The 15,963-nt window shown below is 53.5% G+C and carries 14 protein-coding genes; 5 read left to right on the top strand and 9 right to left on the bottom strand.

Annotation, left to right across the window (positions count from 1 at the left end; genetic code table 11):
* Positions 1-7 precede the first annotated feature (7 nt).
* Entirely contained in the window at positions 8-1,228 is a 1,221-nt protein-coding gene (locus tag N7922_RS11890; RefSeq protein WP_263100712.1) for a GGDEF domain-containing protein, read from the bottom strand.
* A 96-nt stretch (positions 1,229-1,324) separates the two neighbouring features.
* A complete protein-coding gene (locus N7922_RS11895; RefSeq protein WP_263100892.1) occupies positions 1,325-3,460 on the bottom strand; it encodes an EAL domain-containing protein in 2,136 nt (711 codons plus the stop codon).
* A gap of 455 nt (positions 3,461-3,915) precedes the next feature.
* Here N7922_RS11895 and N7922_RS11900 point away from each other — a divergent pair, with 455 nt between their 5' ends.
* The 4 genes from N7922_RS11900 (at position 3,916) to dbpA (ending at position 8,087) form a co-directional block, all read left to right on the top strand.
* Positions 3,916-5,097 carry a methyl-accepting chemotaxis protein gene (locus N7922_RS11900; RefSeq protein WP_263100713.1) on the top strand — a complete coding sequence of 394 codons (1,182 nt, stop codon included), beginning with the start codon at positions 3,916-3,918 and terminating at the stop codon, positions 5,095-5,097.
* 142 nt (positions 5,098-5,239) lie between these two features.
* Positions 5,240-6,223, top strand: coding sequence for a zinc transporter ZntB (gene zntB / locus N7922_RS11905; protein ID WP_263100714.1), 984 nt, complete (start codon positions 5,240-5,242; stop codon positions 6,221-6,223).
* Between the two features lie 278 nt (positions 6,224-6,501).
* Entirely contained in the window at positions 6,502-6,651 is a 150-nt protein-coding gene (locus N7922_RS11910; protein WP_263100715.1) for a hypothetical protein, read from the top strand.
* A 62-nt stretch (positions 6,652-6,713) separates the two neighbouring features.
* On the top strand, positions 6,714-8,087 hold the full coding sequence (gene dbpA, locus N7922_RS11915; RefSeq protein ID WP_263100716.1) for an ATP-dependent RNA helicase DbpA: 1,374 nt from the start codon (positions 6,714-6,716) through the stop codon (positions 8,085-8,087).
* A 43-nt stretch (positions 8,088-8,130) separates the two neighbouring features.
* Here dbpA and ttcA read toward each other — a convergent pair whose 3' ends face one another.
* The 4 genes from ttcA to nifJ all read right to left on the bottom strand — a co-directional run bounded on the left by ttcA (position 8,131) and on the right by nifJ (position 13,486).
* The gene (gene ttcA / locus N7922_RS11920) at positions 8,131-9,066 is read right to left on the bottom strand and encodes a tRNA 2-thiocytidine(32) synthetase TtcA (protein ID WP_263100717.1); all 936 of its coding nucleotides are present in this window, start codon (positions 9,064-9,066) and stop codon (positions 8,131-8,133) included.
* A gap of 159 nt (positions 9,067-9,225) precedes the next feature.
* Entirely contained in the window at positions 9,226-9,552 is a 327-nt protein-coding gene (locus N7922_RS11925; protein WP_263100718.1) for an antibiotic biosynthesis monooxygenase family protein, read from the bottom strand.
* Between the two features lie 73 nt (positions 9,553-9,625).
* Positions 9,626-9,838, bottom strand: coding sequence for a KTSC domain-containing protein (locus tag N7922_RS11930; protein WP_061496124.1), 213 nt, complete (start codon positions 9,836-9,838; stop codon positions 9,626-9,628).
* 123 nt (positions 9,839-9,961) lie between these two features.
* Positions 9,962-13,486 (bottom strand): pyruvate:ferredoxin (flavodoxin) oxidoreductase, encoded by a 3,525-nt coding sequence (gene nifJ / locus N7922_RS11935; protein ID WP_263100719.1) that lies wholly within the window; start codon positions 13,484-13,486, stop codon positions 9,962-9,964.
* 296 nt (positions 13,487-13,782) lie between these two features.
* Here nifJ and N7922_RS11940 point away from each other — a divergent pair, with 296 nt between their 5' ends.
* Entirely contained in the window at positions 13,783-14,052 is a 270-nt protein-coding gene (locus tag N7922_RS11940; protein ID WP_061496120.1) for a DUF333 domain-containing protein, read from the top strand.
* On the opposite strand, the gene hslJ is transcribed toward N7922_RS11940, so the two are convergent.
* From hslJ to N7922_RS11955, 3 genes are all read right to left on the bottom strand, one after another.
* The gene (gene hslJ / locus N7922_RS11945) at positions 14,049-14,468 is read right to left on the bottom strand and encodes a heat shock protein HslJ (RefSeq protein ID WP_263100720.1); all 420 of its coding nucleotides are present in this window, start codon (positions 14,466-14,468) and stop codon (positions 14,049-14,051) included. The genes N7922_RS11940 and hslJ overlap by 4 nt on opposite strands.
* A 108-nt stretch (positions 14,469-14,576) precedes the next feature.
* Entirely contained in the window at positions 14,577-15,566 is a 990-nt protein-coding gene (locus N7922_RS11950) for a 2-hydroxyacid dehydrogenase (RefSeq protein WP_061496118.1), read from the bottom strand.
* A gap of 134 nt (positions 15,567-15,700) precedes the next feature.
* The gene (locus tag N7922_RS11955) at positions 15,701-15,886 is read right to left on the bottom strand and encodes a hypothetical protein (protein ID WP_263100721.1); all 186 of its coding nucleotides are present in this window, start codon (positions 15,884-15,886) and stop codon (positions 15,701-15,703) included.
* Positions 15,887-15,963 lie beyond the last annotated feature (77 nt).

Here is a 15,963-nt window from a genome sequence, read left to right on the forward strand (position 1 = left end):
CCTGTGTTCAGGCGGCAAGCACCTGGTTGCGGCCATTATTCTTCGCGCGGTACAGCGCTTCATCCACCCGTTTAAACAGCGTATCCAGGCTTTCATTTGGCAGATGGCGGGCAACGCCGATGCTGACGGTGAAACCCGGCAGACCCGGCATGGTGATACTGGCAACGGCCTGACGCACCGCTTCCGCTACCTCTAATGCGGCATCAATGGACGTGTGGGGCAGTAACAGCAGAAACTCCTCACCGCCCCAGCGAAACACATGATCCCCGCTACGGCAGGTCGCTTCAAGGGTACGCGCCAGGGCGATAAGTACCTCGTCGCCACGCTGATGGCCGAACTGGTCGTTGATATGTTTAAAGTGATCGGTATCCACCAGCAATAACGAGAAATCCGGCGAGTCAGGCTGGTTTTGTTCTGCGAAGTGGTAAAACTGCCGCCGATTGAGCAGACCGGTCAGCGCATCCCGGTGCGCTGCGTATTCCAGCTCCTGCTCAAGGCGTTTTTGCTCAGTAATATCATGAATGATGCACAGCATCAGCCGCTCGCCGTAAATCTCAATCGGCCCGGCGTAGGTCTGAACGTGCCGCGTGGAGCCATCTGCAAGCTGGTGGATAAAATTTAACGGCTTATGCCCGCCCGGTAGCCGGGAGATTTCCGACATAATCGGCAAAACGCTACGCCCAAGGGTATTGATTTCCCAGGTGTGTTTCTGGCACATCGCTTCGCGATCGTAGCCATAAAAATGGAGCGCAGCGAGATTGGCATCAACGATTCTGCCATCGCGGGCCGTATCGATAAGCAGCATGGGTGCGGAAGTCGTATAAAAGAAGCGGGCGTAAAAACCTTGTTTACGTGGTTGATAAGCTGCCGCACGGCTGGTTTTAGGGATCGTGGGCGTCAGACCGTAAATCCCTTCGAAGATCAGGACGCTGCCAACATCATCCAGTTCACGCAGTGAGGCCCGGCAACTGAGGCTGGTCTCTTCTGAGACCGGGCCGATGCTCCAGATCTCGACCACCTCATCCTGGTTTTGCAAACCGGGCAGATACATTGACAGGCTGTGTTGCGCATAGGCCGAGTAGGTTCCATTGCGCATTTCACTGAGTGTGCGGCCCGCCGCCAGCTTTTTCGCTTTTTTATTGGCAAACAGCAACGCTTCCGTATCGGGGATAATCACCCACACCGGGGTGTCAAGAATATCCAGGGCTTCCAGGTGATGTTTCAGCATCGCTACTCCCCGTATCGCACACGTTGCCAGCTTGCAACAGGTATATCATCGCGGCAATGTTATTACTTCATTGCAACATACCTGAAAAATAAGATGTTATGCAGGTTTTTTTTGTGACGACTCTGAACATTCCAGTGATAAAGCAAACGTTTTCTGATGGAGCAGCGCTGAGATTTTTTCAACGGGTAAGGGGCGGGCAAAGAGAAAACCCTGCATGTACGAGCATCCCAGGTGGGTCAGTAGCGCATGTTGTTCCTGTGTTTCAATGCCTTCCGCTACCACGTGCATATTCATGGAGTGGGCGATATCGATAATGGTCGAGACGATTTTGACATTCCGGCTGTTATCGCGAATGTCTTTCACAAAACTTTTATCGATTTTCAGTTCCGTTGCGGGGAGTTTTTTCAGCATCAGCATATTGGAATAACCGGTACCAAAATCGTCAATGGCCACAGTGATCCCCAGTTGTGAAAACTGGTTCAATAACTTCACGCTACGATCGATATTTTTAAGCGCCGTGTTTTCCGTCACTTCCAGCGTTAACTGCGTCGGGTTGATATGATAACGCGCCAATGAGTCAGTAATTAGATCGTAAATGTCGTGCTGTTCAAACTGAGTGGGAGAGAGGTTAATTGCCAGCTTAAGCTGCGTAAAACCCTGATTGTTCCAGTGGTGCAACTGGCGGCAGGCGGTATCGATGACCCAGTGGCCAACGGAAACAATTAACCCGGTTTTTTCCAGCAGCGGCAAAAACACGCCCGGCAGTAAAATTCCATGCTGCGGGTGACGCCAGCGCAGCAGCGCTTCGAAACCGCACAGCGTATGGCCCGGAGCGGTGTATTGCGGTTGATACCAGAGTTCAAACTGATTTCGCGACAGCGCCTGCGACAGATCCTGTAAAAAGAGGGGGGCTTCGGCGGTTTTTTGCGCCATCGCCGTGTGATAAACCGCCCAACCGTTACGTCCCTCCTGCTTAACACTGTACATCGCCGTGTCGGCTTTTAATTTCAGTTCATGCGCCGTTTCACCGTGTTCGGGAAAGTAGCTCACGCCGGCGCTGAGCGAGACATTAATGACATGGCTCAGTTCATAGAAAGGATGCTGGATTGTCGTCACCATACGGCGTATCAGCGTTTCAACCTCTGCTTCGCTGGTGTCAGGCACCAGCAAAGTGAATTCGTCGCCGCCAAGGCGCGCCAGCAACATTTTCTGACTCAGGCAGGCGGAAAGCCGCGTGGCAACGGCCACTAACAACCGATCGCCTATGTGGTGCCCCCAGGCATCATTCACCAGTTTAAAACGATCCAGATCCATATAAATCAGGGCAAAGGTAGTCTGTTCTTCTTTTGCGCGGTTAAGGCAGTTCTCCAGCAGGATATCGAGCTGAATACGGTTTGCCAGCCCGGTCAACGCGTCGTAATACGCCTGTTTTTCCAGTTGTTGATTCAGCTGGCGCAAACTGTTGGTCAGGCGGGATGTGCGCAGCTGAGAGTCAATCATGGAGATAAACAACATGATGCCGAAGATCACCAGCGTCGTGGTAGCAACCCACAGCGATAAGCCCAGTTCACCCACGCCTGCGCTCATCAGGTGCAGTGCATGACCGCGCACAATGATTCCGGATCCATCGTTACTGAATGTCGCGCCGCTCATACCGGTGTAATGCACGGCGCAAATCGACATCCCCATAACAAACGCGGCGAAAACACGGTTGATAAAGACACTGTGCGTATTTTGCCGCAGGCTGAAAGCCAGCCACAATGCAGCGCCTGCGCTGAAAAAAGCGATAACGATGGAGAGCAGGACGCGTGCAATATTCCAGTAAATCGTCACAAAGCCCATCATTGCGGCCATACCGAGGTAGTGCATCGCCACGATGCCCGTGCTCAGAAGCAGCGTGGCAAGCAGCAGATGTTTTTTGGGTAAGGGATTGCTACTGACTGAAATATTGATGGCCAGCGTCGCCGCCAGTAAAGCAATCAGAAAAGAGAGAAGGGTTAACGGAAGATCGTAATGCATCATCATGGGGATTTTCATCGCCAGCATACCGACAAAATGCATCGACCAGATGCCCATGCCCAGTGTGGCGCCGCCAGCAATACGCCAGAACAGGGCAATCCGCGGCTCAGATGACATGACTTTCCCGGCGCTATCCAATGCAACAAAAGACGCAATGAACGCCACTAAAAAAGAGATGCCGATCAATATGGGGTCCCACGAAACATAGAGCATCATGCAATCCACACGGACAAAAGTTGTTAACTAATCCTGGCACTAATTTTAGCAGCTAACCTGATGAAATTAATGGTCACGCTCGCTTTATTATTGCAGGTGCGAATTAACTAATTCTGCAAGTTACTTTATTAATCGGCTGGAAGGAAAATAACATTAAATAAAATGAACGGTTTAAGCATTATTTAAATGCATTCAAATGTACTACGCCGGAAAAAATGAGCGCCAGGGTGGCTAATTCTATATGATATATTTTAGTTTCAGCGCAGGTGTTTTCAGCGCAATCCAATGCGTACCACTGGTTTCTGGTGCTGCTTCAGGTTTATTGTGCTGGATTAGCTTAAATCACGGCAATTAAAGGGTGAACATCTTGCTGCGTCAATTTCGCCGTGTAAAAGTGGAATATGGATGCTATAAGGATCATAACCCCTCCTGGTGTTTTCGTTGGTGTCATTATGTTAAAGAATATTAGTGTAAGAACATTTATTATTTTATTCATGATTGTCACTTTCATAATTATTGAGATGTTAGTGATCGTCATCGCAAAAAATAGCGTGTTGTTTGTTGCTACCAGCGTCGTTTCACTCACTTCCTTGGGGTTATTGTGGCTATATATGACATATTATTTAGTCACGCCAATTAACACCGTTAAGAAAAGCATTGAAGAGGTAACCTCCGGAAATCTCTCCATTGTTATTCCGGAATTCGGTAATAATTGCGCCGGGCGATTGATTCCTGGTATTAACAGTCTGGCCCGCAGCATTGCGGCACTGGTTAAAGAAATTCGATCATCCTCGGATTCCGCATTGGAGCTGTCAGCACAGTTGGCCGATCGTAGCGAAGAGCTTTCCGTGAAGACCGAACAACAATCTGCCTCTCTGGTGCAAACGGCTTCCAGCATGGAAGAGATGGCGTCAAGCACCAAAAATAACGCCGACAATACCCGGCTGGCCAGTAGCCGGGCAAAAGAGGCCAGTGCAAGCGCCCTGAAAGGCGGGACGTTAATGGGCCAGGTGGCGCAGAATATGCAATCCATTACCGACTGCGCCGACCAGATGACGGAAATCATCTCCCTTATTGACGGCATTGCCTTCCAGACCAATATCCTGGCGTTGAACGCAGCGGTCGAGGCCGCGCGGGCTGGCGATCATGGTAAAGGTTTCTCGGTGGTGGCGGAGGAAGTTCGCAATCTGGCACATCGCAGCGCCGAAGCCGCGAAAAACATCAAGACGCTGATCGCCGTAACGACCAATAATGTGACGCAAGGGGCTGCAGTTGTGGGTGAAGCCGAGCAGAACATGCATGATATTGTTTCCGGAGCCAGCGTGGTCAGTAAATTAATGGATGAGATTGCCGTTACCACTCTGCAACAAGAGAAAGGCATTTCACAAATTACGCTGGCGCTGGCTGAACTGGAACAGGTCACGCAGAGTAACGTATCAATGGTGGATGAGCTGGCAGGCTCTTCCGATGTCCTGAAGCATCAGGTTGAGGAGTTACAGCACCGTACCGGTAAGTTCCGCCTTGAGGCAGGAGGGCGCACTGTGGTGACGCCGCCGGTGGATAAGCGGCTTGCTCCGGCACCGGCTGCTGTGCCCGCGGTGGGTAATCAGGAAAATTTCTGGCACTCGTTCTGAAACAGCGGTCTGTCAGACCTGGCCCGGTTCACCGGGCCTTTTGTTTTGTGCAAAAATTTGTTAACAAATTCAGCGTGATGATTGCTTAACGCTTCCATACGGCTAGACTGACAAACAACACCATGTTGATTGTGGAGGCGCTGTGGAAGCCATAACAGGAACCGATGTAAACGTGCCGGATGCCGTCTTTGCATGGCTGCTGGACGGAAAAGGCGGGGTAAAACCGCTGGAAGATAATGATGTCATTACCCAGCGTACGCCGTGCTGGGTGCATCTGAATTACACAAACCCGGAGAGCGCCCAGTGGCTGGCATCGACGCCAGTACTGCCGAACAGCGTGCGCAATGCGTTGTCGGGCGAAAGCATGCGGCCCCGAGTGAGCCGCATGGGAGAGGGGACGCTGATCACGCTGCGGTGTATCAATGGCAGCACCGATGAGCGACCAGACCAGTTGGTGGCCGTGCGCCTGTATATGGACGAGCGGATGATTGTTTCGACGCGTCAGCGTAAGGTGCTGGCGCTGGATGATGTCGTTAGTGAGCTTGAGGAAGGCACCGGGCCTGCTGACTGTGGCGGCTGGCTGGTGGACGTTTGCGATGCGCTGACCGATCACGCCAGTGAATTTATTGAGTCGCTGCATGATCGTATTATCGATCTTGAAGACAACCTGCTCGGCCAGCAAATTCCGCCGCGCGGTATTCTGGCGCTGCTACGCAAGCAGTTGATTGTGATGCGCCGCTATATGGCGCCGCAACGTGATGTTTTTGCCCGTCTCGCCAGTGAACGGTTGCCGTGGATGAATGACGATCAGCGCCAACGGATGAAGGATATCGCGGAGCGGTTAGGCCGTGGGCTGGATGAAATTGATGCCTGCATTGCACGTACGGGCGTCATGACCGATGAGATCACTCAGGTGATGCAGGAGTCGCTGGCGCGCAGAACCTATACCATGTCGTTGATGGCGATGGTGTTTTTGCCCAGTACGTTTTTGACCGGGCTTTTTGGCGTAAACCTGGGGGGAATTCCCGGCGGTGGGTGGCATCTTGGCTTCTCACTATTCTGCCTGATGTTGGTCGTGTTGATCGGGGGTGTTACCTGGTGGTTGCGGCGTAGTAACTGGCTGTAAAATTTAACCTTTTTAACAAAAATCGAACATAAAAACACCATGTAACTTGCGCCAGGTCAATATATGACATACCTATTCAGGGCAATATTTCTCTCGCAGGTGAATGCAACGTCAAGCGATGGGCGTTGCGCTCCATATTGTCTTACTTCCTTTTTTGAATTACTGCATAGCACAATTGATTCGTACGACGCCGACTTAATGAGTCGGCTTTTTTTTTGCCTCCGCGCCATGAGCTTCTACCTTTAAGGTGTTACCTGTCCTTTTATATGGAGGCCAATATGTCGCATCTTACCTTAGTGAATCCCGCGGACTCCTTGCCCACCGATCCGATTCCGGTCGACCCGGTGCCGGTTCCCGATCCGATCCCGCGTCCGCAGCCGTTGCCAGACCCGCCGCCGGATGAAGAACCGATTAAGTTGTCGCGTTAAGCGGGCAGATCTGAGAGGATACGCGCCTGCTGAACGTAAGCCTTTTACCACGAGAATATACTGTGACCGCTTTTTCAACGTTGAATACTCTGCCCGCAGCCCAGATCGATAATCTTAACGAACTGGGCTATCTCACCATGACACCGGTACAGGCCGCCGCGCTGCCTGCCATCCTCGCCGGAAAAGATGTGCGCGTGCAGGCAAAAACCGGAAGCGGTAAAACAGCGGCGTTCGGCCTGGGTCTGTTACAGCATATTGACGCCAGCCGCTTTCAGACGCAGTCACTGATCCTTTGCCCGACGCGTGAACTGGCCGATCAGGTCGCCAGCGAACTGCGCCGTCTGGCGCGATTTATGCCGAATATTAAAGTGCTGACACTGTGCGGCGGGCAACCTTTTGGCGCACAGCGTGATTCGCTGCAGCATGCGCCGCACATTATCGTCGCCACGCCCGGTCGTCTGCTGGATCACTTGCAAAAAAACACCGTGTCGCTGGATAACCTGCAAACGCTGGTGATGGACGAAGCCGACCGTATGCTGGACATGGGGTTCAGCGACGCCATTGATGAGGTGATCCGCTTTGCGCCGGTCACACGTCAAACCCTGTTGTTTTCCGCCACCTGGCCGGAAGCGATTGCGGCGATCAGCGGCCGTGTACAGCGCGATCCTGAGACCATCGAAATCGACACCGTTGATGCATTGCCAGCGGTGGAACAGCAATTCTTTGAAGTCTCTCGTCAGGGCAAAATTGGCCTGTTGCAAAAACTGCTCAGCGAGCACCAGCCCGCATCCTGCGTGGTGTTCTGCAACACCAAAAAAGATTGCCAGGAGGTGTGTGATGCGCTGAATGCCGCAGGACAGGATGCTCTGGCACTGCATGGCGATCTGGAACAGCGCGACCGCGACCAGACGCTGGTACGTTTTGCCAATGGCAGCGCCCGCGTGCTGGTCGCCACCGATGTGGCGGCGCGTGGCCTGGACATTAAATCGCTTGAGCTGGTGGTCAACTATGAACTGGCGTGGGATCCGGAAGTCCATGTTCACCGCATCGGGCGTACTGCGCGTGCGGGAAACAGCGGTCTTGCCATCAGCTTATGCGCGCCGGAAGAGGCGCAACGCGCCAATATTCTCAGTGAAATGCTGCAACTGAAGCTGAACTGGCTTACGGCTCCGTCAAACGTCAGGATCGCCCCGCTGGAAGCGGAGATGGCGACGCTGTGCATTGACGGCGGTAAGAAAGCCAAAATGCGTCCGGGGGATGTGCTCGGTGCGCTGACCGGGGATATGGGGTTAAACGGCGAGGATATCGGCAAAATTACCGTTCACCCGGCTCACGTTTACGTCGCGGTACGCCAGAGCGTGGCGCGCCAGGCATGGAAACAGTTACAGAACGGGAAAATCAAAGGCAAGGCCTGTCGTGTACGGTTACTGAAATAAACCGGAAAGCCTCTCTGACCGACAAATCAGAGAGGCCGGATGATTACTTCACCTCAATAACGTTAAGTCGCAGCTCGTCCAGTTGCGCATCGTCATCTTCCGGCTGCCAGCCTGCGGGCTGCAGCGGGATCTCTTCCCGGTCGAACGCCAGATCGCCGCCGTTCACCACTTCAGAGCCGTGGTTGATCCCTTTAAAGTCGAACAGATTAATATCGCTCAGGTGCGACGGCACCACGTTCTGCATCGCGCTGAACATGGTTTCAATCCGGCCCGGATAGCGCTTATCCCAGTCGCGCAGCATATCGGCAATCACCTGACGCTGCAGGTTCGGCTGCGAACCGCACAGGTTACACGGAATGATCGGGAACCCTTTGGCCTGCGAGAAACGCTCAATGTCTTTTTCACGGCAGTAGGCCAGCGGGCGGATCACGATGTGTTTGCCGTCATCACTCATCAGTTTGGGCGGCATGCCTTTCATTTTGCCGCCATAGAACATATTCAAAAACAGCGTTTGCAGGATATCGTCACGGTGATGCCCCAGCGCGATTTTGGTCGCGCCAAGTTCGGTCGCGGTGCGATACAGAATACCGCGGCGCAGACGGGAGCAAAGCGAGCAGGTGGTTTTCCCCTCCGGGATCTTCTCTTTAACGATGCCGTAGGTGTTTTCTTCTACAATCTTGTACTCAACACCCAGCGTTTCCAGATATTGCGGCAGAATATGTTCCGGAAAACCGGGTTGTTTCTGGTCGAGGTTCACCGCCACCAGCGAGAAGTTGACCGGCGCGCTCTGTTGCAGGTTGCGCAGGATCTCCAGCATGGTGTAGCTGTCTTTACCGCCGGAAAGACAGACCATGATGCGATCGCCTTCTTCAATCATATTGAAGTCAGCAATGGCTTCGCCCACATTACGACGCAGGCGTTTTTGCAATTTGTTCAGGTTGTATTGTTCTTTTTTGTTAATTTCTTGATTTTGCGACATGAAAAAGGCTCAATTCCGGTTTTTAGCGCCAGCCGGTACGGCACCGCTGACAGACATACGCTATTAGGGCAGGATTGTAGCAATGATTTGCGCCGGAGGCAGGCTTTTATCGCGCGGCAGGAAAGAAGGCGGTGTGGATCCACCGCAATAAGAAAGGGATTATTCCGCCATGGCCTGAAACGCATACTCTTTTTCTACCCGGCAAATTCGGGTTGTAAAAGAGTGGTACCACTTTTCCCGTCCGGTTTTCTGGGCCATCAAATGTTCGGCATTCATTTTCCAGTTTTTAATAGCATCCAGTGAATCCCAGTAAGAGACGGTGATCCCGACCTCTTCGCGGGCGGAATCGACGCCCAGAAATCCCGGTTGCTGCACGGCAAGCGCCATCATTCGGTCAGACATCTCGCCATAACCGTCGTCGACGGCAGTGCGTACAGACGTAAAAATCACAGCGTAATAGGGTGTAGGGTGCTGAAACGTTGACATTGCGACTTCCTGAAATGAGTGGGGGTTAACGCCCTTATCCTGGCAGGAACTGACGGGTCTGACAGCTACCTTTTCAGGCGAGTTTCTTTTCCGGAAATTTGCCCTTAACCACACCATCATAAAAGCGACCTTTGGACACCACCGTCAAAAACACCGAGAAGATACGTTCCGGCACATCGCGATACTGGTAAATGCTGTTGTCGTGAAAACGAATTTCGAGGATGCGGTTCAGGCTGTCATAACCTACAGAAGCGATTCGTGACGATGTAACGGAATGATGATGCATAAACGTCGCTCCTTGCAGGTGGCATGAATGCTGATTATTAGTCAGCTTTTTGCCGCTGTCATGCGAAATCCGTGCGTTAAAAAAGCCACCGGCGTTAACCGGTGGCTTTTTACACTCTGGCGGTTACTCCGCCTGGCTTTTCTCTGCTTTTCCGGCCAGTTGCGCCAGGAAGTCATAGCGTTTTTGCAGATCAGCCGCGGCATTTTTCCACAGCTGCTCCGCCACGTCCGGCTGTTGCGCGTTCAGGCGACGGAAGCGCTGTTCATTCAGCAACGTCTCCGCCAGTGCGTCTGATGGCGGGCGGGAGTCTAATGCCAACGGAATTTTACCTTCGTCTTCACGGCGCGGATCGTAACGGTACAGCGGCCAGAAGCCGGTGGCGGTGAGCTGGCGCATCTGATCATGACTCAGCGCCAAATCATACCCGTGCTCTTCGCAAGGGCTGTAGGCGATGATCAGCGACGGGCCAGGGTACGCTTCGGCTTCCTGAATGGCTTTCACCGTCTGGTTTAGCTGTGCGCCGAGCGAAATCTGCGCGACATAGACATGACCGTACATCATCATGCTGACGCCAAGATCTTTCCGCGCTTTACGTTTCCCGTGCTCGCCAAACTTGGTTACCGCACCCAGCGGCGTTGCTTTGGAGGCTTGCCCACCGGTATTGGAGTAACACTGGGTATCCAGCACCAGAATATTGACGTTTTCGGTCAGGCTCATCACATGATCCAGACCGCCAAAACCGATGTCATAGGCCCAGCCATCGCCGCCGATAAGCCAAATTGATTTCTCAACCAGCGCATCTGCATCCGTGAGCAACTGCTGCGCGCCATCGACATGCGCCAGCGCCGCGCGTAATTGCGCAACTTGCTCGCGTCTGACCTCCGGTGTGGCCTCCGCATGCAGCGCCTCATTCAGTTGAGCCGGAAGTGCATCCGCGAACTGATCGACCAGACGCATAACGCGCTGGCGATGCTGATCGACACTGAGACGGAAACCCAGCCCGAACTCGGCGTTGTCTTCAAACAGCGAGTTCGCCCATGCCGGGCCACGACCATTGGCATCGGTGGTGTAAGGCGTGGAGGGCAGGTTACCGCCATAAATCGACGAACAACCGGTGGCGTTGGCGATCATCATCCGGTCACCATACAGCTGCGTCAGCAGCTTGATATACGGTGTTTCACCGCAGCCAGAGCAGGCGCCGGAGTATTCAAACAACGGCGTGATCAACTGCGAGGTACGAATATCGATGCGCTCCAGTGTGTTGCGATCGATTTCCGGCAAGTTGAGGAAGAAATCATAATTCACTTTCTCTTCTTCAACATGTTCAAGGCGCGACATCATATTGATGGCCTTGATTTCCGGGTTCTGACGATCTTTCGCCGGGCACACTTCAACGCACAGGTTACAGCCCGTGCAATCTTCCGGCGCCACCTGCAATACGTATTTCTGCCCACGCATATCGCGGGACTTCACATCCAGCGAATGCAGGCTATCTGGCGCACTTTCCATTGCCTGCGGCGAAACCACTTTGGCACGAATCGCCGAGTGTGGGCAGGCGGCGACGCAGTGGTTGCACTGGGTGCAGAGATCCTCTTTCCAGATGGGGATCTCTTCGGCGATATTGCGTTTTTCCCAGCGGGTGGTGCCCACCGGCCAGGTGCCGTCCGGCGGCAGAGCAGAGACCGGTAACGCATCGCCAAGACCAGCCAGCATTGCTGCCGTGACGGTTTTCACAAAGTCCGGCGCATCATCAGAAACCACCGGCGGACGATGCGCGCTGGTCGGGTCGACGGCCTGCAGCGGAACGTTGAACAGCGACTCGCGCGCCAGCGCTAACGCCTGCCAGTTACGCTCCACCAGTTCCTGGCCTTTACTGCTGTAGCTTTTGGCAATCGCCCCTTGTAGTTCCGCCAGCGCGCTGTCACCCGGCAACACCTGGGTGAGATGGAAGAACGCCATCTGCATCACGGTGTTGATACGCGCCGCCAGACCGCATTCGCGGGCAATTTTCGCCGCGTTAATGACATAGAAGCGGGCGTTTTTCTGGTTCAGCACCGCCTGGACTTCCTGCGGCAGGCGCGACCACACCTCGTCCGCGCTGTAAGGCGTATTCAGCAGGAAGATGCCGCCGGGTTTCAGGCGTTCGGCCATCTGGTACTTATCAATAAACTGTAACTGATGGCAGCCGACAAAATCCGCCTGCGACACCAGGTATGCGGAATTGATGGGTTGCTCGCTAACGCGCAAATGCGAGACCGTCAGTCCGCCCGCCTTTTTCGAGTCGTAGACAAAGTAACCCTGGGCGTACCATGGTGTAGCGTTGCCAATAATCTTAATATTGTTTTTGGTGGCCGAGACGCTGCCATCGCTGCCCAGCCCGTAAAACAGGGCTTCCAGCCTGGCGCGTGAGGGAAGGGTGTTCTCCGGCAGCGGCAGCGACAGGTTCGTCACATCATCATAAATACCGACGGTGAAGCGGGCTTTGGGTTTCGCAGCGCGCAGTTCGTTGAACACAGCCAGCACGCATTCCGGGCCAAACTCTTTCGATGACAGACCATAGCGGCCGCCAATCACGCGCGGCAGGGTTTCACGCTCGCCATTATTAAAGGCTTCCGCCAACGCGGTCATCACGTCGAGGTACAGCGGCTCCGCCTGGGCTCCGGGTTCTTTGGTACGATCGAGCACGGCAATGGTACGCGCGCTTTCCGGCAGGACAGAGAGCAAATGCGCGGCGCTGAACGGGCGATACAGGCGCACTTTCAGTACGCCAACTTTTTCGCCACGCGTCAGCAGTTCATCCACCACTTCTTCACAGGTGCCAATAGCGGAACCCATCAGCACCATCACGCGATCGGCCTGCGGATGGCCGTAATATTCAAATGGCTGGTACTGGCGGCCCGTTGCGGCGGCGAAATCGTTCATCGCCTGTTCCACATGCTCATAAACCGCGTTGTACCACGGGTTGGTGGCTTCCCGGGACTGGAAGTACGTGTCCGGGTTTGCCGATGTCCCGCGGATCACCGGATGCTCCGGGTTCAGTGCACGGGCGCGGTGCGCATCGATTTCCTGCTGCGGCAGCAAACTGCGGATCGTGTCATCCGCCAGCGGCATGATTTTGTTGATTTCGTGTGAAGTACGGAAACCATCAAAGAAATGAATAAAAGGGACGCGGCTTTTGAGCGTCGCCATGTGCGATATCAGCGCGAAATCCTGCGCTTCTTGTACGCTACTTGCCGCGAGCATGGCGCAGCCGGTCTGGCGTACGGCCATGACATCCGAATGATCGCCAAAAATAGACAATGCATGCGTAGCGACAGTGCGGGCGGCGACATGCAGTACAAACGGCGTCAGTTGCCCGGCCAGTTTGTACAATGTAGGGATCATCAGCAGTAAACCCTGCGATGACGTAAACGAGGTGGAGAGCGCACCGGTCTGCAATGCCCCGTGCACTGCGGCAATAGCGCCCGCTTCAGACTGCATCTCCACAACACGGGGCGTGTCGCCCCAGACGTTTTTCAGACCGTTACCCGCCCAGGCATCTGCCTGTTCAGCCATGGTTGAGCTGGGGGTAATCGGGTAGATGGCGATAACTTCACTGGTGCGAAACGCAACGGAGGCGACCGCGCCATTACCGTCAATCGTGATCATAGACGATCCTTACATTGCTAAAATAAAAGGGACGCGTATAACAGCGACGAGTCCTGTAATTATCCCTCTATTTTAGCAAACCGCCCGCCGCGCAATTTTCGCTTTTGTGTCCTCAGACATAACGCTAATCAATGAATTGTTCTATTTACCGACGCTGCGGTATGAATAAATCGCAAAAAATGTAATCAGGTCGCATAAATACGCATTTCAGCTCTCGACGTATTGCGCTGCGCTGCCTATCATGCATGGGTTTCGCGTTAATAAGAGCCAATTCCATTTGGGTAAGGGGAAGAGAAATGCGTGCTGCGTTTTGGGTAGGATGTGCCGCGTTATTATTGTCGGCGTGCAGTAGTAATGAACCTGTTCAGCAAGCCACCGCTGCGCATGTTGCGCCGGGACTTAAAGCCGCGATGTCGAGCGGTGGGCAGGCGAACTGCGCAATGGTTGGCGGTGCATTATCTGCGGCGCGTCAGCTCGACGGCACGATGGTTGGCATGTGCGCATTACCCAATGGCAAACGCTGTAGCGAACAGGCGCTTGCCACCGGGAGCTGCGGTAGCTACTAAGCTTTGTTTGCGCGCTTGTAGACCAACGACTGATTGGCGGTTGCCAGCGTCAGTTGATTGTTGGTGATATCCACCTGCACACCGTTGCTGAGAAGCGTATTAATGGTGTGATCCAGTTCGTTGCGCTGCGGCTCTGCACACAACATCATGGTCATACCCATATGCTTGACGGTCAGCTCGCCACCGGAGAGTTTCCCCTGGCCGGTAAAGCCGTTGCACATTTTGCCGGAAACGCGCAAATCCTTATCAAAACTGATTTCCGGCAGCTGCCCGGTTAACTGCACCGGTTGGCCGTTAACGGATTCCAGTACAAAACGCTGGTTCGCCAGTTGTTCCGGCTTCAGGGTATCGCTGCGTGAACTGACGCAGCCAGAAAGTACTGCGCTCAGCGCCAGTAAGGTCATAATTTTTTTCATCTCGTCCTCTAAGGGCTTTTCCATCAAAACGCGGCAGTGTATCAGGCCGCGTTGGTGTGTCATCGGGGATTTTCTTAAAGCCGCCCCCCGCAGTGAGGGAAACGGCAATCAGACCAGCGCGTTCGGGCAGGTTTCGCCGTCACGTAACTGGCGCAGGTTTTCCAGCGTCGTTTCGGAGATGCTGATCAGCGCTTCGGCGGTAAGGAACGCCTGATGGCCGGTAAACAGCACGTTATGACACGCTGACAGGCGGCGGAAGACGTCGTCCTGAATCACATCATTAGACTTGTCTTCAAAGAACAGATCGCGCTCGTTTTCATACACGTCCATTCCCAGCGCGCCGATTTTCTGCGTTTTCAGCGCATCAATCGCTGCCTGCGAGTCAATCAAGCCGCCGCGGCTGGTGTTGATGATCATCACTCCGTCTTTCATCTGGGCAAAAGCGGCGCGGTTAAGCAGATGGAAGTTTTCCGGCGTCAGCGGGCAGTGCAGGGAGATCACGTCAGCCTGGGAGAACAGGGTTTCCAGGTCGACATATTCGACGCCAAGCTCCAGCGCGGCTTCGCTCGGGTACGGATCAAACGCCAGCAGGCGCATACCAAACCCTTTCAGAATACGTAATGCGGCAACGCCGATCTTGCCAGTGCCGATCACGCCAGCGGTTTTGCCATACATGGTAAAACCGGTCAGCCCTTCAAGAGAGAAGTTGGCATCGCGTGTGCGCTGATAGGCGCGGTGGATACGGCGGTTTAGCGCCATCATCATGCCAATCGCATGTTCTGCAACTGCTTCCGGCGAGTAGGCGGGAACACGCACCACCCGGAGGCCCAACTCTTTGGCTGCCTCTAAATCGACATTATTAAAACCGGCGCAACGCAGAGCGATAAACTTCACGCCGTGTTTTTTCAACTCCTCCAGCACCGGGCGGCTACCGTCATCGTTAACGAAAATACAGACGCCATCGCTGCCGTTGGCCGTTTTCGCCGTTCTTTCAGTTAACAGAAAGTCGAAAAATTCAAGCTCGTAGCCATAATCTTTGTTAACATGCTGCAAATACTTTTTATCGTATTGCTTTGTGCTATATACCGCGAGTTTCATAAGACTTTCTCCAGTGGTTTTCTACCCATATTATCACGCTTTAAAATTATTATGTAAACATTCAAATTTTATTGATAATCATGGGTATGGTTAATGTGCCTGGATTCAGTATAACGGCTGAACCGGGGTCATCCTTAACGGAGATGTCTGAGTGAACTGCGTGCGCCCCAGCAGATGAAAAATGCGATAAACACGCTGATAAGCCAGGGGATTTTCGAACCGTGGAAGTATTGTTCACCGACATAGCTGCCCAGACTGAAACAAGTAAAAACCGTGGCTCCGGCAAACCAGCCGCGGATCAGTGACGCTTTGGTAAACATAATCAACATCCATAAATAAATGAAACGTAAGCACTATCTGCCTGCGCTACTGAAAATGCAACAGCCAGACTATGATT

This window comes from Kosakonia sp. ML.JS2a (assembly GCF_025642095.1).
In the GTDB taxonomy this organism is placed as follows: Bacteria; Pseudomonadota; Gammaproteobacteria; order Enterobacterales; family Enterobacteriaceae.